The 20,653-nt window shown below is 68.5% G+C and carries 25 protein-coding genes; 20 read left to right on the top strand and 5 right to left on the bottom strand.

Translation table 11 applies throughout. The features are described from left to right. Positions 1-1,126: hypothetical protein (locus tag ABGB19_RS21650; RefSeq protein WP_347688035.1), on the bottom strand; the 1,126-nt coding region annotated here is incomplete at its 3' end. A gap of 451 nt (positions 1,127-1,577) precedes the next feature. On the opposite strand from ABGB19_RS21650, the gene ABGB19_RS21645 reads away from it, so the two are divergent. The 16 genes from ABGB19_RS21645 (at position 1,578) to sppA (ending at position 12,822) form a co-directional block, all read left to right on the top strand. Next, positions 1,578-1,928 (top strand): DUF2306 domain-containing protein, encoded by a 351-nt coding sequence (locus ABGB19_RS21645; protein ID WP_347688034.1) that lies wholly within the window; start codon positions 1,578-1,580, stop codon positions 1,926-1,928. A gap of 51 nt (positions 1,929-1,979) precedes the next feature. Then, positions 1,980-4,331 carry an arylsulfatase gene (locus ABGB19_RS21640; protein WP_347688033.1) on the top strand — a complete coding sequence of 784 codons (2,352 nt, stop codon included), beginning with the start codon at positions 1,980-1,982 and terminating at the stop codon, positions 4,329-4,331. Next, entirely contained in the window at positions 4,331-5,020 is a 690-nt protein-coding gene (locus tag ABGB19_RS21635) for a hypothetical protein (protein ID WP_347688032.1), read from the top strand. Before ABGB19_RS21640 ends, ABGB19_RS21635 begins: the two co-directional genes overlap by 1 nt. Before the next feature lie 4 nt (positions 5,021-5,024). Then, positions 5,025-5,906: a formylglycine-generating enzyme family protein gene (locus tag ABGB19_RS21630; RefSeq protein ID WP_347688031.1), complete on the top strand. Its 882-nt coding sequence runs from the start codon at positions 5,025-5,027 to the stop codon at positions 5,904-5,906. 321 nt (positions 5,907-6,227) lie between these two features. After that, on the top strand, positions 6,228-6,596 hold the full coding sequence (gene rplN, locus ABGB19_RS21625) for a 50S ribosomal protein L14 (RefSeq protein ID WP_347688030.1): 369 nt from the start codon (positions 6,228-6,230) through the stop codon (positions 6,594-6,596). Further along, a complete protein-coding gene (gene rplX, locus ABGB19_RS21620; protein ID WP_238889178.1) occupies positions 6,597-6,914 on the top strand; it encodes a 50S ribosomal protein L24 in 318 nt (105 codons plus the stop codon). It abuts the gene before it with no gap. Position 6,915: 1 nt separating this feature from the next. After that, a complete protein-coding gene (rplE, locus tag ABGB19_RS21615) occupies positions 6,916-7,488 on the top strand; it encodes a 50S ribosomal protein L5 (protein ID WP_347688029.1) in 573 nt (190 codons plus the stop codon). A gap of 4 nt (positions 7,489-7,492) precedes the next feature. Continuing rightward, positions 7,493-7,678, top strand: a complete 186-nt coding sequence (locus ABGB19_RS21610) for a type Z 30S ribosomal protein S14 (protein WP_059101363.1) — start codon at positions 7,493-7,495, stop codon at positions 7,676-7,678. A gap of 137 nt (positions 7,679-7,815) precedes the next feature. Further along, positions 7,816-8,214: a 30S ribosomal protein S8 gene (gene rpsH / locus ABGB19_RS21605; protein ID WP_347688028.1), complete on the top strand. Its 399-nt coding sequence runs from the start codon at positions 7,816-7,818 to the stop codon at positions 8,212-8,214. Positions 8,215-8,234: 20 nt separating this feature from the next. Next, positions 8,235-8,771 (top strand): 50S ribosomal protein L6, encoded by a 537-nt coding sequence (rplF, locus tag ABGB19_RS21600; RefSeq protein ID WP_347688027.1) that lies wholly within the window; start codon positions 8,235-8,237, stop codon positions 8,769-8,771. 46 nt (positions 8,772-8,817) lie between these two features. Continuing rightward, positions 8,818-9,186, top strand: coding sequence for a 50S ribosomal protein L18 (gene rplR / locus ABGB19_RS21595; protein WP_347688054.1), 369 nt, complete (start codon positions 8,818-8,820; stop codon positions 9,184-9,186). A gap of 25 nt (positions 9,187-9,211) precedes the next feature. Then, positions 9,212-9,892, top strand: coding sequence for a 30S ribosomal protein S5 (rpsE, locus tag ABGB19_RS21590; RefSeq protein ID WP_347688026.1), 681 nt, complete (start codon positions 9,212-9,214; stop codon positions 9,890-9,892). A gap of 3 nt (positions 9,893-9,895) precedes the next feature. Next, positions 9,896-10,078, top strand: a complete 183-nt coding sequence (gene rpmD, locus ABGB19_RS21585) for a 50S ribosomal protein L30 (protein WP_347688025.1) — start codon at positions 9,896-9,898, stop codon at positions 10,076-10,078. Further along, positions 10,075-10,515: a 50S ribosomal protein L15 gene (gene rplO, locus ABGB19_RS21580; RefSeq protein WP_347688024.1), complete on the top strand. Its 441-nt coding sequence runs from the start codon at positions 10,075-10,077 to the stop codon at positions 10,513-10,515. The genes rpmD and rplO overlap by 4 nt, the downstream gene beginning before the upstream one ends. A gap of 117 nt (positions 10,516-10,632) precedes the next feature. Continuing rightward, positions 10,633-10,968, top strand: a complete 336-nt coding sequence (locus tag ABGB19_RS21575; protein ID WP_347688023.1) for a DUF732 domain-containing protein — start codon at positions 10,633-10,635, stop codon at positions 10,966-10,968. 57 nt (positions 10,969-11,025) lie between these two features. Further along, positions 11,026-12,822: a signal peptide peptidase SppA gene (sppA, locus tag ABGB19_RS21570; RefSeq protein ID WP_347688022.1), complete on the top strand. Its 1,797-nt coding sequence runs from the start codon at positions 11,026-11,028 to the stop codon at positions 12,820-12,822. A 28-nt stretch (positions 12,823-12,850) separates the two neighbouring features. Here the strand turns inward: sppA and ABGB19_RS21565 are convergent, their stop codons facing one another. After that, on the bottom strand, positions 12,851-13,501 hold the full coding sequence (locus tag ABGB19_RS21565; protein ID WP_347688021.1) for an L-fuculose-phosphate aldolase: 651 nt from the start codon (positions 13,499-13,501) through the stop codon (positions 12,851-12,853). Beyond that, positions 13,498-14,475, bottom strand: coding sequence for an NAD(P)-dependent oxidoreductase (locus ABGB19_RS21560; protein ID WP_347688020.1), 978 nt, complete (start codon positions 14,473-14,475; stop codon positions 13,498-13,500). The genes ABGB19_RS21565 and ABGB19_RS21560 overlap by 4 nt, the downstream gene beginning before the upstream one ends. A 30-nt stretch (positions 14,476-14,505) precedes the next feature. Between ABGB19_RS21560 and ABGB19_RS21555 the strand changes: the two genes are divergently transcribed. Beyond that, positions 14,506-15,852, top strand: a complete 1,347-nt coding sequence (locus ABGB19_RS21555; protein ID WP_347688019.1) for an FGGY-family carbohydrate kinase — start codon at positions 14,506-14,508, stop codon at positions 15,850-15,852. Here ABGB19_RS21555 and ABGB19_RS21550 read toward each other — a convergent pair. Together ABGB19_RS21550 and ABGB19_RS21545 are read right to left on the bottom strand one after the other, a co-directional pair. Further along, positions 15,815-16,714, bottom strand: coding sequence for a class I SAM-dependent methyltransferase (locus tag ABGB19_RS21550; RefSeq protein ID WP_347688018.1), 900 nt, complete (start codon positions 16,712-16,714; stop codon positions 15,815-15,817). The two genes, ABGB19_RS21555 and ABGB19_RS21550, sit on opposite strands and share 38 nt — an antisense overlap. Then, a complete protein-coding gene (locus ABGB19_RS21545) occupies positions 16,714-17,658 on the bottom strand; it encodes a class I SAM-dependent methyltransferase (protein ID WP_347688017.1) in 945 nt (314 codons plus the stop codon). The genes ABGB19_RS21550 and ABGB19_RS21545 overlap by 1 nt, the downstream gene beginning before the upstream one ends. A 267-nt stretch (positions 17,659-17,925) precedes the next feature. On the opposite strand from ABGB19_RS21545, the gene secY reads away from it, so the two are divergent. From secY to map, 3 genes are read left to right on the top strand one after another with little or no spacing between them, the layout of a single operon-like run. Beyond that, positions 17,926-19,266, top strand: a complete 1,341-nt coding sequence (secY, locus tag ABGB19_RS21540) for a preprotein translocase subunit SecY (protein ID WP_347688016.1) — start codon at positions 17,926-17,928, stop codon at positions 19,264-19,266. Next, complete coding sequence (locus ABGB19_RS21535) at positions 19,263-19,823, top strand: adenylate kinase (RefSeq protein ID WP_347688015.1); 561 nt, start codon at positions 19,263-19,265, stop codon at positions 19,821-19,823. Before secY ends, ABGB19_RS21535 begins: the two co-directional genes overlap by 4 nt. Continuing rightward, positions 19,820-20,617: a type I methionyl aminopeptidase gene (gene map / locus ABGB19_RS21530; RefSeq protein WP_347688014.1), complete on the top strand. Its 798-nt coding sequence runs from the start codon at positions 19,820-19,822 to the stop codon at positions 20,615-20,617. Before ABGB19_RS21535 ends, map begins: the two co-directional genes overlap by 4 nt. Positions 20,618-20,653: the final 36 nt, after the last annotated feature.

Genomic DNA, 20,653 nt, shown 5'->3' with positions numbered 1-20,653 from the left:
TGTTGGAGGCGGAGTTGCCGCCGCTGTTGGAGGCGGAGTTGCCGCCGCTGTTGGAGGCGGAGTTGCCGCCGCTGTTGGAGGCGGAGTTGCCGCCGCTGTTGGAGGCGGAGTTGCCGCCGCTGTTGGAGGCGGAGTTGCCGCCGCTGTTGGACGCGGAGTTGCCGCCGCTGTTGGAGGCAGACTCGGACGTACCTGTGGCGTCGGCCTCGGCCGCAACCTCGGTCTCGTCGGTCTTGGCTTCCTGCTTTTCGATCGCAGTTTCCAGACCCACACCCTGTGCTTGCTCGGGCAGGTTCGCCTTCACCTCGGTCAACACCTCAGTCGGCGTTTCGGCCTCGGTTGCGGCCGCCGCAACTGGCGAGGCCTCTGCGGGCAGTGTGGCTACCTTGGCCTCTTCCGCCGCCTCCGTGGAGAGCGTCAGTGTTTCCGCCGCGGCCAAGTTCTCGGTGTCGGTGGCCGCGAAAGTCGTCGCACCCGCCGCGGCAGGGGCAGCTGCCGCAAGCGGAATCACGCCGAAAAGACCTCCGAGAAGCCCGCCAAGCGCCAGGGGCAAACCCCCGAGAAGTGCGCCGAGCCCCACGGTCACCGGGAGTAACACCACGGGCAACCCGGCGAGAAGCACGCCGAGCCCCACAGTCACCGGGAGCAAGATCGGCGTCAGGCCGGCGAGCAGCGTAGCGACGACGGGCACCAAGCTCAGGACCACCAATGACAGGCCTGCGAAGACGGTAGCGAGCACAGGCACCAGGCCTGCGAGCAGCGTTGCAACCAGGGGCACCAGAGCGTCGACCACGGGCACCACGCCCTCGGCCAGCACCTGGGTCAGGCCGTCGAGCAGCGTTTCGACTACGAGCGCGAGGCCCCCGAACAGGCCGCCGTTCGCGAGGAGCACGGTCTCTAACAGATCGAACAACTGTGCAGGGCTCAGCCCCTCGAGCAGGGGGCCCAGCACCTCGAGTATCGGCTCGTGGAAGGACGTCAGCTCAACCTGAAGGCTGGCGACATTGGGAGCGGGAATGGCGATGTCCGGCGGAGCGGTGACCGGAACTATCGGAGCAATGGCAATGGCGGTGGCCCCGACCAGAGCTATACCCGTGGTCGTATATGGACGGAGTGCTGCGTGCATGAGGCTTTCCTTTTAGGGTGGAGTGTCAGATGTGGGACGCTTACCCCGCGAATGAGAGTTCCACACGGAAAAAGTCAGGAAATTTTCAGATTTGTAAATTATGCCGATATGCGTACCGCGCGGTCTGTTGGCGCACAAAGTAGCTGATCATGACCATGATGCGAGTTATGTGCACATCGGGCGCTCGTTCGCCATAATTCGGCGCTGGGAGACTTTGCTGTACGCAGCTGAGGCCTACCTGAGAGCCTCTCAGCCCATCTCAGGTTGGCGAAGTTCGCCGCTAACGTGACGGCCGTTCAGCAACGACGACGATCGTGACGGAGATTCCCTTGAGCAGGTGATCGAGTCCGGAGGCGCAAGCCCGCGACGGGGTCATTCGCGATGCGATCAAACACGCCGTGGTCCACCGCGGCCAACGCCGGGAAGCCGGCCGGGTCCAGGAGACGTCGCCGTGAGCAACGTCGTGCTGGCCGTGCTGTGGCTGTGGTTCACCATCGCCGGATTCGTGGCGGCGCGCCGGCGCCGCTTGGCTGAGCACCGACGGCACATGTTCCGCAGCGCGACGCTGGCGCTGTCGATCATCACCAACCGGATCTGGACGCCGGTCCTCGTCGTCACCCTTCACCCCCTGCAAGACAGCGTCTTCGACGGCAACTCAGAACACTTCATCTGGTTCGCGGCGGGCGCGGGCGCCTGGCTGGGCTGGACGGTGCCGCTGGCGATCGCGCAGCGCCGGTTGTCCAAACAACGGTTGATGACACGGCGACCAAATCCTCGGCTCGCCGACGCACGCCCGGTGTAATCTCCGGGCCATCGTCGATCAACCGGCGATCCCGACCCGAGGCGAGGCCCGATGGCAGCGGAATTCAACGGCAGGATCGAACTCGACATCCGCGATTCCGAACCGGACTGGGGGCCATACGCCGCGCCTACCGCGCCCGACGGCGCGCCCAACGTGCTCTACATCGTGTGGGACGACACCGGCATCGCGACGTGGGACTGCTTCGGCGGGCTTGTCGAGATGCCTGCGATGAGCCGCATCGCCGAACGCGGCGTTCGGCTCTCGCAGTTCCACACCACGGCGCTGTGCTCGCCGACACGGGCGTCGATGTTGACCGGCCGCAATCCCACGACCGTCGGCATGGCGACCATCGAGGAGTTCACCGACGGGTTCCCCGGCTGCAACGGCAGGATTCCGTTCGACACGGCGTTGCTGTCCGAGGTGCTCGCCGAGCGCGGCTACAACACCTACTGCATCGGCAAGTGGCATCTCACGCCGCTCGAGGAATCGAATCTCGCTGCCACCAAACGGCACTGGCCGTTGCGCCGCGGCTTCGAACGGTTCTACGGGTTCCTCGGCGGTGAGACCGATCAGTGGTATCCCGAGTTGGTCCACGACAACCATCCGGTGGCACCCCCCGGTGCCCCGGACGACGGCTACCACCTGTCGAAGGACCTTGCCGACAAGACCATCGAGTTCATTCGCGACGCCAAGGTCATCGCCTCGGACAAGCCGTGGTTCACCTACATGTGTCCCGGCGCCGGGCACGCGCCCCATCACGTATTCAAGGAGTGGGCCGACCGGTACGCCGGCACCTTCGACATGGGTTACGAGCGCTACCGCGAGATCGTCCTCGAGAACCAGAAGAGGATGGGCATCGTCCCCGCCGACACTCAACTGTCGCCCATCAACCCCTATCAGGATGTCAAGGGCCCCAACGGCCAACCGTGGCCCGAGCAGGACACCGTGCGACCGTGGGAATCGCTGCGCGACGAGGAGAAGCGGCTGTTCTGCCGGATGGCCGAGGTGTTCGCCGGCTTCCTGTCCTACACAGATGCTCAGATCGGCCGCGTCCTGGACTATCTCGAGGAGTCGGGCCAACTGGACAACACGATCGTCGTGGTCATCTCCGACAACGGCGCCAGTGGCGAAGGCGGCCCCAACGGGTCGGTCAACGAGGTCAAGTTCTTCAACGGCTACATCGACACCGTCGAGGACTCCATGCGGATGATGGACAACCTCGGGGGGCCGGAGACCTACAATCACTATCCGATCGGCTGGGCGATGGCGTTCAACACGCCCTACAAGCTGTTCAAGCGGTACGCCTCGCATGAGGGCGGGATCGCCGACACCGCAATCATCTCGTGGCCCAACGGCATTGCCGCACACGGCGAGGTGCGCGACAACTACGTCAATGTGTGTGACGTCACGCCGACGGTGTACGAGCTGCTCGACATCACTCCGCCTGCGATTGTCAGGGGCATTGCGCAGAAGCCTCTCGACGGGACGAGTTTCAAAGCCGCGCTGGAGGACTCGTCGGCTCCGACCGGCAAGCGCACGCAGTTCTACACGATGCTCGGCACACGCGGCATCTGGCACGACGGATGGTTCGCCAACACGGTGCACGCCGCGTCGCCGTCGGCGTGGTCGCATTTCGACCAGGACCGCTGGGAGCTCTTCCACATCGCGGCCGACCGCAGCCAGTGTCACGACCTCGCTGCCGAAAACCCCGAAAAGCTCGAGGAATTGAAGGCGCTGTGGTTCGGCGAGGCCGAGAAGTACAACGGCCTTCCGCTGGGCGACCTGGACATCGTCGAGACGATCACGCGCTGGCGGCCCTATCTGTTCGGTGAGCGGGACACCTACACGTATTACGCCGGCACCGCCGACATCGGCCTCGGCGCCGCGGTCGAGATCCGGGGTCGGTCCTTCACCGTGATCGCCGAGGTCACGGTCGACACCACCGGGGCCGAGGGCGTGGTGTTCAAACACGGTGGTGCACACGGCGGGCATGTGATGTTCCTGCAGGACGGTCGGCTGCACTACGTCTACAACTTCCTCGGCGAAGAGGAGCAGCATCTGGCGTCGGCGAGCGCGGTGACCGTCGGCAAGCACACGTTCGGCGCCGCGTTCATCCGGACCGGCACGGTGGAGGGCAGCCACACCCCGCTCGGTGACGCGGCGCTCTACATCGACGACGACCAGGTGGCCACGTTCGACGGGATGAAGATCATCCCGGGTACCTACGGGCTCGCCGGTGCCACCCTGAGCATCGGGCGCAACACCGGGTCTCCGGTTTCTCGCGCGTACAAGGCGCCGTTCGCGTTCACGGGCGGCACCATCGCACAAGTCAACGTCGACGTCTCGGGCAAGCCGTACGCGGATCTGGAACGGGACTTCGCGCGCGCGTTCGCGAAGGACTGATGAAGTACGGCCGATGGGCGGCGGTTGCGCTGGCGTGTGTACTGACGGGCTGCGACCGGGTCGACGAGGGAGTGCCCGTCGCCGCCGAGACGACTGCGCCCACCACCTCGTCGCCCGCTGCGCCCGGGGCCGCGACGCCGGCGACTCCGGGGGCGGGCGGCGACGAACCCGGCGTCGTCCCGACCACGACGGCAGCCGTGCCGCCCGACACCACCACGTGCGAGGTCTCGCCCCCGCCGCCGGTCGGGGTGGTGGCGTCGGTCGACGATCCCGCGGCGCCCAAGATCACCGTGGCGCTGCCCACCGGGTGGTCGACCACGGCGGGGGAGGGCGACGTCGGCGCGAGGCTGACCGGACCGGACGGGGTGTGGGCGACGGTCACCATCGCCGAGACGCCGCTCGGACCCGCCGAGGCGTTCCGCGAATACGCCGACAACGCGATGGCCGCATCGACGGTCAGCAGCATCAGCGTGCTACCGGCCGAACTGTGCGACTACAGCGGGCAGAAGCTGCTGGGCTCGTGGTCGGATTCGCCGCAGCAGGCCGTCGAGTTCGGCGACCGCATCGCGCACATCTGGACCGACACCGCGACCTATCTGGTGGCCGTGCACGTCGAGGGGCCTGCCCGCACCGAGTTCGACCCGTTCGCCTCACCGCTGATGGACGACTTCGCGGTCGTCATACCCTGAAGACATGCTCACCGAGCTCGTCGAGCTGCCGGGCGGGTCATTCCGGATGGGCTCGACGCAGTTCTATCCCGAAGAGGCGCCCGCGCACACCGTTCGCGTCGCGGCGTTCGCAGCGGAACGCCATCCCGTCACCAACGCGCAGTTCGCCGAATTCGTCGACGCCACAGGCTATCTCACCGTCGCCGAGCAACAGCTCGATCCCGCCCTCTACCCGGGCGCGGCACCGCAGGACCTGGTGCCGGGTGCGCTGGTGTTCCGGCCGACGGCGGGCCCGGTGGATCTGCGGGACTGGCGGCAGTGGTGGCACTGGGTGCCCGGCGCCAGCTGGCGTCATCCGTTCGGCCCGGACAGCACGAGCGACGAACGCCCGGACCATCCCGTCGTGCAGATCGCCTATCCCGACGCGGCGGCGTACGCACGGTGGGCGGGGCGCCGGCTGCCCACCGAGGCGGAGTGGGAGTACGCGGCCCGGGCCGGGGCCACGGCGACCTATGCGTGGGGTGACGAGGCCGCCCCGGGCGGGCAGTTGATGGCCAACACCTGGCAGGGCCGCTTCCCGTACCTCAACACCGGTGCCCTGGGCTGGGTCGGCACCTCGCCCGTCGGGACGTTTCCGGCGAACGACTTCGGGCTCCTCGACATGATCGGCAACGTGTGGGAGTGGACGACGACGCGGTTCTCGGTGCACCACCGCCTCGACGAACCGGCCAAGGCGTGTTGCGCGCCGAGCGGCCCGGCGGACCCGGCGGTGCACCAGACGATCAAGGGCGGCTCGCACCTGTGCGCGCCGGAGTACTGCCACCGCTACCGCCCGGCGGCCCGCTCGCCGCAGTCGCAGGACAGCGCGACGACCCACATCGGGTTCCGCTGCGTCGCGGATCTGTAGCGGGCGCTGGCCGCTCGCGACCGACCGCCTGTGTCCAGGACAAGCGGCGTGTCGACGCACAAACCCGGTCGCTCGCGGTGGGCCGGCGGCGCGGCGGCGCCGGCGGCGCCGGGGGCGTGATCAGCGGCGATTTGGTTCCCCGCAGGTCGTCCCATAGAATCAAGCGGTTGCCTTGGGCAGACCTCGGCCGATCACTTCTGATGTAGCTCTTCGCGCAGGCGCTCATCGGCAAGACCGGCCCCGCGTGCCTTTCGGTGACAGCAAGACCGCGCACGTCAGGTCGGTATCTGGCGTGCATACAACCCAGGTCGAGGAGATCGAGTGATTCAGCAGGAATCGCGGCTGAAGGTCGCCGACAACACGGGCGCCAAGGAGATCTTGTGCATCCGCGTGCTCGGTGGGTCGGCGCGGCGCTATGCCGGTATCGGCGATGTCATCGTGGCGACCGTCAAGGACGCCATCCCCGGCGGCAACGTCAAGCGCGGCGATGTGGTCAAAGCCGTGGTGGTGCGCACCGTCAAGGAACGTCGTCGCGCCGACGGCAGCTACATCAAGTTCGACGAGAACGCCGCCGTCATCATCAAGCCCGACAACGACCCGCGCGGCACGCGCATCTTCGGTCCGGTCGGCCGCGAACTGCGCGAGAAGCGCTTCATGAAGATCGTCTCGCTCGCTCCGGAGGTGCTGTAGATGAAGGTCCACAAGGGCGACACGGTGCTCGTCATCTCCGGCAAGGACAAGGGCGCCAAGGGCAAGGTCCTGGTGGCCTACCCCGCGCGCAACAAGGTCCTGGTCGAGGGCGTCAACCGGATCAAGAAGCACACCGCGGTCTCGCGCAACGAGCGCGGGGCACAGTCCGGCGGCATCGTCACCCAGGAGGCGCCGATCGACGTCTCCAACGTGATGGTCGTCGACTCGGACGGCAAGCCCACCCGCATCGGGTACCGCAAGGACGACGAGACCGGCAAGAAGGTCCGCATCGCCAAGACCAACGGCAAGGACATCTAGAATGACCTCCGCAACGAGCACCGAGAAGACCCTGCCCCGCCTCAAGCAGCGCTACCGCGAGGAGATCAAGGACGCGCTGCAAAAAGAGTTCGGCTACGGCAACGTCATGCAGATCCCCGGCGTGGTCAAGGTCGTCGTGAACATGGGCGTCGGCGACGCCGCACGCGACGCCAAGCTGATCAACGGCGCGGTCAACGATCTGGCCCTGATCACCGGCCAGAAGCCCGAAGTCCGCAAGGCCCGGAAATCCATCGCGCAGTTCAAGCTCCGTGAGGGCATGCCCATCGGCGCGCGCGTGACGCTGCGCGGCGACCGGATGTGGGAGTTCCTCGACCGGCTCATCTCCATCGCGCTGCCGCGTATCCGCGACTTCCGCGGGCTGAGCCCCAAGCAGTTCGACGGCACCGGCAACTACACCTTCGGGCTGACCGAGCAGTCGGTGTTCCATGAGATAGACGTGGACTCCATCGACCGGCCCCGTGGCATGGACATCACCGTCGTCACCTCGGCGACGAACGACGACGAAGGACGAGCGCTGTTGCGGGCGCTGGGCTTTCCGTTCAAGGAGAACTGAGCACATGGCAAAGAAGGCATTGGTCAACAAGGCCAACAAGAAGCCGAAATTCAAGGTGCGCGCCTACACCCGGTGCCAGCGCTGCGGACGCCCGCACGCGGTGTTCCGCAAGTTCGGCCTGTGCCGGATCTGCCTGCGCGAGATGGCGCACGCCGGCGAACTGCCGGGTGTGCAGAAGTCCAGCTGGTAACAGCGGCCCCCGACCACAACCCACGAAAACAGTTGCGGTAGGCCCTGACCAGGGAACCGCCGCGAGGAAGGTAAACCTCCTGTCATGACCGCGATGACGACGATGCGGAGCGCAGCGACGAAGAGGAGCAGCGCCCGATGACGATGACGGATCCGATCGCAGACTTCTTGACACGTCTGCGCAACGCCAATTCGGCGTACCACGACGAGGTGTCGCTGCCGCACAGCAAGATCAAGGCCAACATCGCCGAGATCCTCAAGCGCGAGGGCTACATCTCCGACTACCACACCGAGGATGCTCGGGTGGGCAAGTCGCTGGTCGTGCAACTGAAGTACGGCCCCAGCCGGGAGCGCAGCATCGCCGGCCTGCGCCGGGTGTCCAAGCCCGGCCTGCGGGTGTATGCCAGGTCCACCAACCTGCCGCGGGTTCTCGGTGGCCTCGGCGTGGCGATCATCTCCACGTCGGCCGGCCTCAAGACCGATCGCCAGGCAGCCCAAGAGGGCGTCGGCGGCGAAGTCCTCGCGTACGTCTGGTAGCGGGATAGGGGAGTAGAGCTATGTCGCGTATTGGAAAGCAGCCGGTCCCGGTTCCCGCCGGGGTCGACGTGTCGATCGACGGCCAGAACGTGTCGGTCAAGGGGCCCAAGGGCACCCTGGAGCTCGCGGTCGCCGAGCCGATCACGGTGGCGCAGGAAGACGGCGCGATCGTGGTGAGCCGCCCGAACGACGAGCGGCGCAGCCGCTCGCTGCACGGGCTGTCGCGGACCCTGGTCGCCAACCTGATCACCGGTGTCACCGAGGGGTACACCACCAAGATGGAGATCTTCGGCGTCGGCTACCGCGTGCAGCTCAAGGGGTCCAACCTCGAGTTCGCGCTGGGTTACAGCCATCCGGTCACGATCACCGCCCCCGACGGCGTGACCTTCGCGGTGGAGACACCCACGAAGTTCTCGATCACCGGAATCGACAAGCAGAAGGTCGGCCAGATCGCGGCGAACATCCGCCGTCTGCGGAAGAGCGACCCCTACAAGGGCAAGGGCATCCGCTACGAGGGTGAGCAGATCCGCCGCAAGGTCGGAAAGACGGGTAAGTAAAATGGCTTCTACCACAAAGGATCCGGCCGCGGTGACGCAGAAGCCCGTGGGGCGCAACGTCTCCGAGGCCCGGCGGGTGTCGCGGTTGCGGCGCCACGCCCGGCTGCGCAAGAAGATCTCCGGCACCGCCGAGGTGCCGCGTCTGGTGATCAACCGGTCGTCGCGGCACATTCACGTGCAGCTGGTCAACGACCTCAACGGGACGACGCTCGCGGCTGCCTCCTCCATCGAGGCGGACGTGCGGGCGGTCGAGGGCGACAAGAAGGCCCACAGCGTGCGGGTCGGCCAGCTGATCGCCGAACGCGCCAAGGCCGCGGGCATCGACAAGGTCGTGTTCGACCGCGGTGGCTACACCTACGGTGGGCGCATCGCGGCGCTGGCCGACGCGGCGCGCGAAGGCGGGCTGAAGTTCTGATGACGTTCAACGGAAGGATTGCATGATGGCCGAGCAGGCATCAGGGGCCGCTGGGTCGGCGGCATCCGAACCACGCGACGGCCGCGGCTCGCGGGGTGACCGCGACGGGCGCGGCCGACGCGACGACCGTGGCGGCCGAGGCCGCGACGGCGGCGAGAAGAGCAACTACATCGAGCGCGTGGTTTCGATCAACCGCGTCTCGAAGGTGGTCAAGGGCGGTCGCCGGTTCAGCTTCACCGCGCTGGTGATCGTCGGCGACGGTCACGGCATGGTGGGCGTCGGCTACGGCAAGGCCAAGGAAGTGCCCGCCGCCATCGCCAAGGGCGTCGAGGAAGCGCGCAAGAACTTCTTCCGGGTTCCGCTGATCGGTGGCACCGTCACCCATCCGGTGCAGGGCGAAGCCGCCGCCGGTGTGGTGATGCTGCGTCCCGCCAGCCCCGGTACCGGTGTCATCGCCGGTGGTGCCGCCCGCGCGGTGCTGGAATGCGCTGGCGTGCACGACATCCTGGCCAAGTCGCTGGGCAGCGACAACGCGATCAACGTGGTGCACGCCACCGTCGCCGCGCTCAAGCTGCTGCAGCGTCCGGAAGAGGTCGCGGCCCGGCGTGGGCTGCCGATCGAGGACGTGGCGCCTGCCGGCATGCTGCGGGCGCGGCGGGAAGCCGAGGCGCTCGCCGCGTCGGCCGCGCGTGAAGGGTCGTCGTAAACCATGGCAGAGCTCAAGATCACCCAGGTGCGCAGCACCATCGGTGCGCGCTGGAAGCAGCGTGAAAGCCTGCGGTCACTGGGGCTGCGGAAGATCCGCCAGTCGGTGGTCCGCGAGGACAACGCGCAGACACGCGGTCTGATCAGGACCGTGCATCACCTCGTTGAGGTTGAGGAGATCTCGTGACTATCAAACTTCATGACCTGAAGCCGGCACCTGGCTCGAAGAAGGCCAAGACCCGCGTCGGGCGCGGTGAGGGCTCCAAGGGCAAGACCGCGGGCCGCGGCACCAAGGGCACCAAGGCGCGCAAGAACGTCCCGGTGATGTTCGAGGGCGGCCAGATGCCGATTCACATGCGGCTGCCGAAGCTCAAGGGCTTCCGCAACCGGTTCCGCACCGAGTACGAGGTCGTCAACGTCGGCGACATCAACAAGCTGTTCCCCAAGGGCGGCGACGTCGGTGTCGACGAGTTGGTGGCCGCGGGTGCGGTGCGCAAGAACTCGTTGGTCAAGGTGCTCGGTGACGGCAAGCTGACCGCCAAGGTCAACGTCACCGCGCACAAGTTCAGCGGTAGCGCTCGCGAGAAGATCACCGCCGCAGGCGGATCCGCCACCGAGCTCTGAGAGCCGTGAACAAGAGCCCCCGCCGCGGCGGGGGCTCTTGCGTTGTGCGGCCGTAACGCGCGTCGGCCGGCGCACGATTACACTGCTGATGCCGACACCGAGGACGAGGAGGAGCCCATGATTCGCCGCTGCGTCGCGCTGGCCTTCGCCGGTCTCGCCCTCCTCGGTGGGGCCGCGACGGCCCACGCCCAGACCGCCGACGAGCGGTTCGAAGAGGCGGTGAGTTCGATGGGCATCACGGCGGGTCCGGAGACCGACATCCCGGCCATGGGGCAGAACGTCTGCAAGATGCTGACCGAGGGCCTGGCGAGCAACGTCAACCCGGTGCCGGTGGTGCGCGGAGTGGTGACGTCCCTGCAGAGCAGCAACCTGACCCGCGCGCAGGCCGTCGGATTCATGCAGGCCTCCGTGGCCGTGTACTGCCCGAATCACGCACGCTCCGTCGGTCGCTAGCACTTCCGGACCGTTGCGGCGGGCGTGAGAGCCGACCGGCGTCGGTACGCTCGACTCATGTTCGCTTTCCTGCCCGGCATCCCCGGTCCCGACGACCTTCGCGCCCTGGCCCGTCGCGTCGACACCGCGCGCCACCACGGCGTGCCGGACGGGGTCGTGCTCGAACTCGACCTGCTCTCGGTGCCCACCGAGACCGGCGGCTTCGATCCGTTCGCCTTGATCACCGGCGCCGGGCGACCGCTGCTGCTGCGCGAAACCATCGCCGCGATCCATCGCGCCGCCGAGGACCCGAGGGTGGCGGGGCTGATCGCCCGCGTGCAGATCCCCGTCGCCGCCGCCGGACCGGTGCAGGAGTTGCGGGAGGCGATCGCGGCGTTCAGCGATGCCAAACCCTCGCTGGCCTGGGCCGAGACCTACCCGGGGACGTTGTCGTATTACCTGGCGTCGGCGTTCCGCGAGGTGTGGATGCAGCCGTCGGGCACCGTGGGACTGGTCGGCTTCGCCACCAACGCGCTGTTCCTGCGCGACGCGCTGGACAAGGCGGGCATCGAGGCGCAGTTCATCGCGCGCGGCGAATACAAGTCGGCGGCAAACCTTTTCACGCAGGACCGCTACACCGAAGCCCATCGAGAGGCCGACGAGCGGCTGATCCGGAGCCTGCACGACCAGGTGCTCCAGGCGGTCGCGGAGTCGAGGCACATCTCGCCGGAGGAGGTCAACGCGCTCGCCGACAAGGCGCCGCTGCTGCGCGACGACGCGGTCTCCGGCCGGCTCGTCGACCGCGTCGGGTTCCGCGACGAGGCATACGTGCGCGTGGCTGAACTCGCAGGCGCACCCGATATTTCGCCGGCGACCCCGGGGGCGGACGCCGAGGATGCGCCGCCACGGCTGTACCTGTCGCGGTACGCGCGGGCCACCGCGGAACGCCCGGCCCCGCCGATGCCGTCGATCCCGGGCCGCAAGGCCAAGCCGACCATCGCGGTGGTCACGCTGCACGGTCCGATCGTCAGCGGACGGGGTGGACCGCAGCCGCTGCCGTTCGGCAGTTCGAGCGCGGGCGGTGACACGATCGCCGCCGCGCTGCGGGAGGCCGCCGCCTCGGATGCCGTCTCCGCCATCGTCCTGCGGGTCGACAGCCCCGGCGGTTCGGTCACCGGATCGGAAACCGTGTGGCGCGAGGTGAATCGGGTGCGCGAGGCGGGTAAGCCGGTGGTCGCGTCGATGGGCGCGGTCGCCGCGTCGGGCGGATACTACGTCTCGATGGGCGCCGACGCGATCGTGGCTAATCCGGGCACGATCACCGGTTCGATCGGCGTGGTGACCGGCAAGCTGGTGGCCCGCGAGCTGAAGGACCGCCTCGGGGTGGGCTCGGGCTCAGTGCGAACGAATCCCAATGCCGACGCCTGGTCGATCAACCAGCCGTTCACCGACGAGCAGCACGCCCATGTCGAGGCGGAGGCCGACCTGTTCTACACCGACTTCGTCGAGCGGGTGGCCGTCGGCCGCAAGATGAGCGTCGAGGACGTCGACGCGATCGCTCGCGGCCGGGTATGGACGGGTGCCGATGCGCTCGAGCGCGGGCTGGTCGACGAGCTCGGCGGGCTGCGGACGGCGATCACCCGCGCCAAGGTGTTGGCGGGTCTGGAGCCCGACGCCGAGGTCCGTATCATCGGCTATCCCGGTTCCTCGTTGATGGACCGGCTGCGGCCCAAGCCGTCGTCGCAGCCCGCGGCGGCGTCGCTGTCGGAGGCCGTCGCCGCGCTGCTGGGCCGGTCGGTGGCCGGGATGGTCACCCGCGCGGAGGAATCGCTGACCGGGGTGAGCGCGCTGTGGCTGGGGGACTACCGATTCTAGCCGTTACTGGCCACTCGCGGTGAAGAGGTCAGTGCTCGCGCAGGTAGCGGTAGACCGCGGCGAAGTTGGTGTTGACCTCGTCGGGGATCGGCACCGGCCCGCCGAGAGCCCTTGCCCCCCAGGCGATCTGCGCGGTCCGTTCGACGAGTGCGGTGACGTGCAGCGCCTTGTCGGGGCGCGGCGCGACGGCCACCAACCCGTGATTGGCGATCAACGCGGCGGCCCGGCCGTCGAGCGCCTTGACCGCGTTGTTGCCGACGTCTGGGGTGCCCGACGCGGCGTACTCCGCGCAGCGGATGTTCCCGCCGCAGTACACCGCGAACTCGTCGACGCACGCCGGAATCGGCTGTCGTGCGACCGCGAACATCGTCGCCCACACCGGATGGCTGTGAATGACGCTGCCGATGTCGTCGAAGGCTCGGTAGCACGACAGGTGCAGCGCCATCTCCGTCGACGGCGCCCGCCCGTCCGCGGCCGACAGCACGGCACCGTCGGGGTCGACCAGCACCAGATCGTCGAGGGCCATGTCGCGGTAGTCGACCGACGACGGCGTGATGACGATGTTGCCGTCCTCGCGACGGGCTGAGATGTTGCCGGCGGTGCCCTCGACGAGCCCGCGCCGCAGCATGTCCTTGGCCGCGGCCAGGACCGCGTCCGCCGGGTCGTCGACGAATCTCACGGCGCCAGCACCTCCGGGTTGACGATGTGGACGGGCCTGCGCCCGGACAGCAGCGCCTCGAGGTCGTCGGCGACCATCTGCGCCTGCCGCGCCTCAGTGTTCCACGTCGCGCCGCCGATGTGGGGCGTGAGCACCACGTTGGCCATGCCGGTCAACGGGTGGTCGGTGGGCAGCCATTCGCCGACGAAATGGTCCAGCCCCGCCGCCGACACCTTTCCGCTGCGCAGGGCGGCGACCAGGGCGTCGGTGTCGTGCAGCTGCGCGCGGGCGGTGTTGAGGAACACCACGCCCTCGCGCATCGCGGCGAACTGCGCGGCGCCGATCATGCCGACGGTGTCGTCGGTGACCGGTGCGTGCAGCGAGACGATGTCGGCCTCGGCGAGCAGATCGTCGAGACCGTGGCGGGCCTCATCGTGGTACGGGTCGTGGGCGATCACCTCGACGCCCAGGCCCTGCAGCCGCCAGCGCAGCGCGCGGGCCACCGCGCCCAGGCCCACCAGGCCGGCCGTGCGGCCTGCGATCTCGGCCGCCCGGAACCGTTGGTAGGGGATGGTGCCGTCGCGGAACACCTCGCCGGCGCGGACGTCGGCGTCGCCGGTCAGCACGTGCCGGGTGGCGGCGAACAGCAGCGCGATCGCCATCTCGGCGACCGCGTCGGCGTTGCGGGCGGGAGTGTTGAGCACCGGCACGCCGGCCGCCGTCGCCCCCGCGACGTCGACGTTGTTGGGGTCGCCGCGGGTGGCGGCGACCGCCGTCAGCGGTAGGTCGAAGACCGGACCCGTCACCGAATCACCCTCGACCACAAGCACATCGGCGCGTTCGGCGGCGGCCCGCTCGGCCAGCTGGTCAGCGGTGTAGATCCGCAGCGGCCGCAGTTCGATCCACGGGTCGTACACCACGTCGACGAGCTCGTTCAGCTTGTCGAAACCCGGCCCGCGGAGCGGGGCCGTCACCAGGGCGCGAAGTCGGGTCACGCCTGCACATGCTGGCGTACGGTGGCGCGCGTGTCAGCCAAAGACGTCACAATCGGCATCGACATCGGCACCACCTCGGTCAAGGCCGTGGCCGCCGACGCGGACGGCCGGGTGACGGCGCGGGCCCGCATCCCGCATGCGCTGCGCGTGCCGAGTGCCGACCGCTTCGAGCACGACGCCGACGAGGCCTGGCGGCGAGGCCCACTCGCGGCGCTGGACGCGCTGCACGGATCCGATGCCGCCGCCGTGGCCGTCACCGCGATGGTGCCGTCGCTGACCGCCGTCGACACGGACGGCGCACCGCGCACACCGGGTCTGCTGTACGGCGACGAGCGCGGCCGATCCGCGTCCGGACAGCCCGATTCACGGTTCCTCTCCGGTGAGGCGGTCGAGTTCCTGCGCTGGACTGCGGGGGAGCGGCCCGGTGCACCCGGCTACTGGCCCGCGGCGGCGGTGGCCAACCACGCGCTGGCCGGTGCGGCGGTCATCGACAACGCCACGGCCTCCACGATGTACCCGCTGTTCGACGGTGCCGGCTGGAGCGAGACGGTATGCGCCGACTGCGGTGTGACGCCCGACCAGTTGCCCGCCGTCGAGGCGTCCGGCGCCGCCGTTGGCACCGTGCGCGCCGGCGGCGCGGTGCTGGGCGCCGGTGCGGTGGACGCGGTGTGCGAGCAGGTCGTGGCCGGGGCCGACCGCGACGGCGACGTGCTCGTGCTGTGCGGCACCACGCTGATCGTGTGGGTGACGATCCCGCAGTACCGCGAGGTGGCTGGTCTGTGGACGCTGCCGCACACGGCGCCGGGCAAGTGTCAGATCGGCGGACCGAGCAACGCCGGCGGGCTGTTCCTCGGCTGGGTGGACCGCGTCGTCGCGCCCGGCGAGGCGGCCGATCCGCGCCGTGTCCCGGTGTGGCAGCCGTACCTGCGCGGTGAACGCGTGCCGTATCACGAGCCCGCCCGCCGCGGCGTGCTCGACGGGCTCGATCTCACGCACGACGGCGCCGCGATCCGCCGCGCCGGTTTCGAAGCGTCGGCGTTCGTCGTGCGCCAACTGATCGAGATGAGCGGTGCGCCGGCGTCCCGCATCGTGGCGACCGGCGGCGGCACCCGCGTCGGGCCGTGGATGCAGGCCATCGCCGACGCCACCGGCCTGCCGGTCGAGGTGTCGGCGGTCGCCGAGGGTGCTGCGCTCGGCTCGGCGTTTCTCGCGCGCATGGCGGCGGGCCTCGAGTCGTCGCTCACCGACGCCGCGCGGTGGGCGGCCACCGAACGCGTCGTGGAACCCGATCCCGCGTGGACGTCGGCGGTCGCCGACCGCTACGGCCGGTTCCTCGAGCTCAGCGCTTCACCGCCGCGACGTAGCTCAGGTCGGTGAACATCCCTACCGTCTCCTCCTCGGGAAACTCGAACCCGTTGGCGGCGTATGCATCCCGCATGCTCTGGGCCGTGACGTCCCACCCGTGCCCGGTCAGGTACTCGGTGACGTCGTTGCGCTCGCCGTGGTAGATGAGGTCGCGCATCTCGATGTCGCTGCCGTACTTGCGAAGCCGGTCCGAGATCTCCTGGGACCGCTCGTCGGAGAACATTCTGATGTCGGGGATGTGCTCGGTGGCGATCCGGCTGCCGGGTGCGCTGAGCCTGTCGATCCGGTCGAACAGCAGGTCCTGCGCCTCGGGCGGCAGGTAGATCAGTAGCCCCTCGGCGATCCAGGCAGTGGGCTGCGTCGGATCGAACCCGTTGTCCAGCAAGGCTTTCGGCCAGTCATCGCGCAGGTCGACCGCCACCGCGCGCCGGTTGGCCGCAGGCTCTGCGCCCAGCTGGGCCAGCGTCTGGTCCTTGAACACGATCACCTCCGGCTGGTCCAATTCGTAGACGGCGGTTCCGTCGGGCCACGGCAGGCGGTAGGCGCGCGCGTCGAGCCCGGCGGCCAGGATCACGGCCTGGCGCACACCAGCCGCGAACGCGTCGGTGAACAACCGGTCGAAATGCCGTGTTCGCACGGCCATCCCCTCCGCGGCGCGGCGCGTGTTGAAGCGGGGGTCGATGTCGTCGAGATCGATCTCGCCGTCGAGCGCGCGGACGAAGAAGTCGAGACCGACCGCGCGCACCAACGGTTCGGCATACGGGTCGTCGATCAACCCCTCGCGGTGGCTCAACGCGCGCTGCGCGGCGACCATGGTGGCGGTCGAGCCGACGCTGGACGCCAGATCCCACGAATCGTTGTCGGTACGGGCCATCACCCGAGTATCCCGGTGACGTACTGCAGCTCACCGAAGCCCGCGGTGTCGTCGTCGTCGGACAGCGCAGGCAGACCGCTGTCGGCGAGCAGTCGGGCGACGGTGCGTCGGGTCAGCCGCCAGCCGCGGTCGGCCAGGTACTGACCGGCCTCGTTGCGGTCGCCGAGATACACGAGGTCGGCGAAGTCCAGATCGAACCCGTGGCTGCGCCACCGCTGCGAGGCCTCCTGCATGCGCTCGAGCGCCTTCTCGCGGTCGGCTTCGTCGATGCTCGTCGGCCCGCTCTCCACCGCGACCCGGCTGCCGGAAGCGCTCAGCGCGGTGACGGTGTCGAGCAGCCGGTCCTGCGCCTCCGGCGGCAGGTAGCCGAGCAGCCCCTCGGCGCTCCACGCCGTCGGCCGGCCGGGATCGAACCCCGCCTCTTTCAGCGCCGTCGGCCAGTCGTAGCGCAGGTCGACCGCCACCGTGCGGCGTTCGGCGGTCGGCTCGGCGCCGAACTCGGCCAACGTGCGGGTCTTGAACTCGATGACGTCGGGCTGGTCGATCTCGTAGACGGTCGTCCCGGCCGGCCACGGGAGGCGGTAGGCGCGCGCGTCGAGGCCGGAGGCCAGGATCACCGCCTGCCGGATGCCCGCCTCGGCCGCGGCCGTGAAGAACTCGTCGAAGAACCTCGTGCGCACCGCCATGTTGTCGGTCATGCGCTGCATGCCCATCGACGCGTTGTCCACGTCGATGTCCGCGGGTGTGAGTTCACCGGTGGCGAGGCGGGTGAAGAAGTCCACGCCCACCGCCCGCACGAGGGGTGCGGCGTACGGGTCGCAGATCAGTGCGTCGGGACCCGTACTCGCGATCGCCCGCGCCGCCGCGACCATCGTCGCCGTCGCGCCCACGCTCGAGGCCAGATCCCAGGTGTCCCCGTCATGCCGGGGTCCCGTGCGTGCCATGACATCTCCAATCGATCGATTACTTAGTAGATATAACGAGATCGGCTCCACGGTATGTTCCCCAGCTGAGAAGCCGCTGTGAGTGCCGGAACCATCGGCGGGATGCGGGGCAATGGGGCGCCGGCTGTTACTCTCGTAGACTGTTTGACGGGCAACTCCGCAGGCTGTGCGCTTGACGAGGGTCCGCACACGACTTAACCAAGACGCTGGTCGAATCCAGCCCCATCCGCACGCCGCGATCAACAGGTCGGCTGCGCAGGAGGAAGAGTGCTCTCGGCTTTCATCTCTTCACTCAGGACAGTCGACCTGAGGCGAAAGATCCTGTTCACCCTCGGGATCGTCGTCCTCTACCGGGTCGGCGCATCGATACCGTCCCCCGGTGTCAACTACCCGAACGTGCAGCAGTGCATCGCCGAGGTCAGCGGGGGTGAGTCGGGTCAGCTGTACTCGTTGATCAACCTCTTCTCCGGCGGCGCGCTGCTGCAGCTGTCGGTGTTCGCCGTCGGTGTGATGCCGTACATCACCGCGAGCATCATCGTGCAGCTGCTGACCGTGGTGATCCCACGTTTCGAGCAGCTGCGCAAGGAGGGCCAGGCCGGCCAGGCCAAGATGACGCAGTACACGCGCTATCTGGCGATCGCGCTGGCCATCCTGCAGAGCACCAGCATCGTGGCGCTGGCGGCCAACGGTGGGCTGCTGCAGGGCTGCTCGCTCGACATCATCCAGGGCCAGAGCGAGGGGCTGGACATCTTCACCCTCGTCGTCATGGTGCTGGTGATGACCGCAGGCGCGGCGCTGGTGATGTGGATGGGCGAGTTGGTCACCGAGCGTGGCATCGGCAACGGCATGTCGTTGATCATCTTCGCCAGCATCGCCTCGGCGATGCCCGGCGAGGGCCAGACCATCCTGCAGAGCCGCGGCGGCCTGGTGTTCGCGCTGGTCTGCGCGGGAGCGCTGGCGATCATCATCGGCGTGGTGTTCGTCGAGCAGGGTCAACGCCGTATCCCCGTGCAGTACGCCAAGCGCATGGTGGGCCGGCGCATGTACGGCGGCACCTCGACCTACCTCCCGCTGAAGGTCAACCAGGCGGGCGTCATCCCGGTCATCTTCGCCTCGTCGCTGATCTACATCCCGCAGCTGATCACGCAGCTGATCCAGAGCGGCAGTTCGGATCCGAACAGCACCAACTGGTGGAGCCGGTTCGTCGCCGAATACCTGTCCGATCCGAGCAGCCCGGTCTACATCGCGGTCTACTTCGGCCTGATCGTCTTCTTCACGTACTTCTATGTGTCGATCACGTTCAACCCGGACGAGCGCGCCGACGAGATGAAGAAGTTCGGCGGCTTCATCCCCGGCATCCGCCCCGGCAAGCCGACCGCCGACTACCTGCGTTACGTGCTGAGCCGGATCACCCTGCCCGGCTCGATCTACCTGGGCACCATCGCCGTGCTGCCGAACCTGTTCCTGACGGTCGGCAGCAGCGGTCCCGTACAGAACCTGCCGTTCGGCGGCGTCGGCGTGCTGATCATGGTGGGCGTCGGCTTGGATACCGTGAAACAGATCGAGAGCCAGCTCATGCAACGCAATTACGAAGGGTTCCTGAAGTGAGAGTCGTTCTGCTCGGACCGCCGGGTGCCGGCAAGGGCACGCAGGCTCAGAGGCTCTCCGAGAAGTTGGGCATCCCGCAGATCTCGACAGGCGACCTGTTCCGGCAGAACATCGGCGACGGCACCCCGCTCGGGCTGGAGGCCAAGGCCTACCTCGACGCCGGCGACCTGGTGCCCTCGGAGCTGACCAACAAGCTGGTCGAGGATCGCATCGAGCAGGAGGATGCGGCTGCAGGGTTCATTCTCGACGGCTACCCCCGCTCGGTGGAGCAGGCCAAGGCTCTCGACGACATGCTCGAGCACCACGACACCAAGCTCGACGCCGTGCTGGAGTTCAAGGTCTCCGAGGACGAGCTGTTCAAGCGGCTCAAGGCCCGCGGCCGCGACGACGACACCGAGGACGTCATCCGCAACCGGATGCAGGTGTACCGCGACGAGACCTTTCCGCTGCTCGAGTACTACGGCCAGATGGGGAGCCACGCCAACCTGCAGCAGGTCGACGCGGTCGGCGGGCTCGACGAGGTCTTCGCGCGAGCGCTGCGGGCACTCGGTAAGTGATCGGACTGCCCGGACTGCGGGGCCGCAAGGTCGTCGCGCAGCGCACCTCCGGGGAACTCGACGCGATGGCCGCCGCCGGGTCGCTGGTGGCGGCCGCGCTGCTCGCGGTTCGCCGGGCCGCCGCGCCCGGCGTGTCCACCCTCGAACTCGACGAGATCGCGGAATCGGTGATCCGCGGCGGCGGCGGCGTGCCGTCCTTCCTCGGCTATCATGGCTACCCGGCCAGCATCTGCTCCTCGGTCAACGACCGCGTGGTGCACGGGATCCCCTCGGCGAGCGAGAAACTGGCGCCCGGCGACCTGGTGTCCATCGACTGCGGTGCGATCCTCGACGGCTGGCACGGCGATTCGGCGGTCACGTTCGGCGTCGGGCAGCTGATCCAGGTCGACGAGGCGCTGTCGCAGGCCACCAGGGACGCCATGCTGGCCGGTGCCGCCGCCATGGTGCCCGGCAACCGGCTCACCGACGTGTCGCACGCCATCGAGACCGCGACGCGCGCCGCCGAGAAGCGCTACGACCGCAAGTTCGGCATCGTCGCCAACTACGGCGGCCACGGCATCGGCAGGCAGATGCACATGGACCCGTTCCTGCCCAACGAGGGCGCGCCGGGGCGTGGTCCGTATCTGGAGGCCGGCTCGGTTCTCGCGATCGAACCGATGCTGAGCCTGGGCACCACCAAGACGATTGTGCTGGAAGACGAATGGACCGTCGTCACGGCCGACGGATCCCGCGCGGCGCACTGGGAGCACACCGTCGCCGTCACCGAGGACGGACCGCGCATCCTCACCCAATAATCGGCGGATACTGAACCGGACGCCTGACAACCTCGT

It is taken from the genome of Mycobacterium sp. B14F4 (genome assembly GCF_039871645.1).
Taxonomy (GTDB): domain Bacteria; phylum Actinomycetota; class Actinomycetes; order Mycobacteriales; family Mycobacteriaceae; genus Mycobacterium.
Note: the sequence above shows the minus strand (reverse complement) of the source record. Positions and strands in the feature narration are given on the sequence as shown.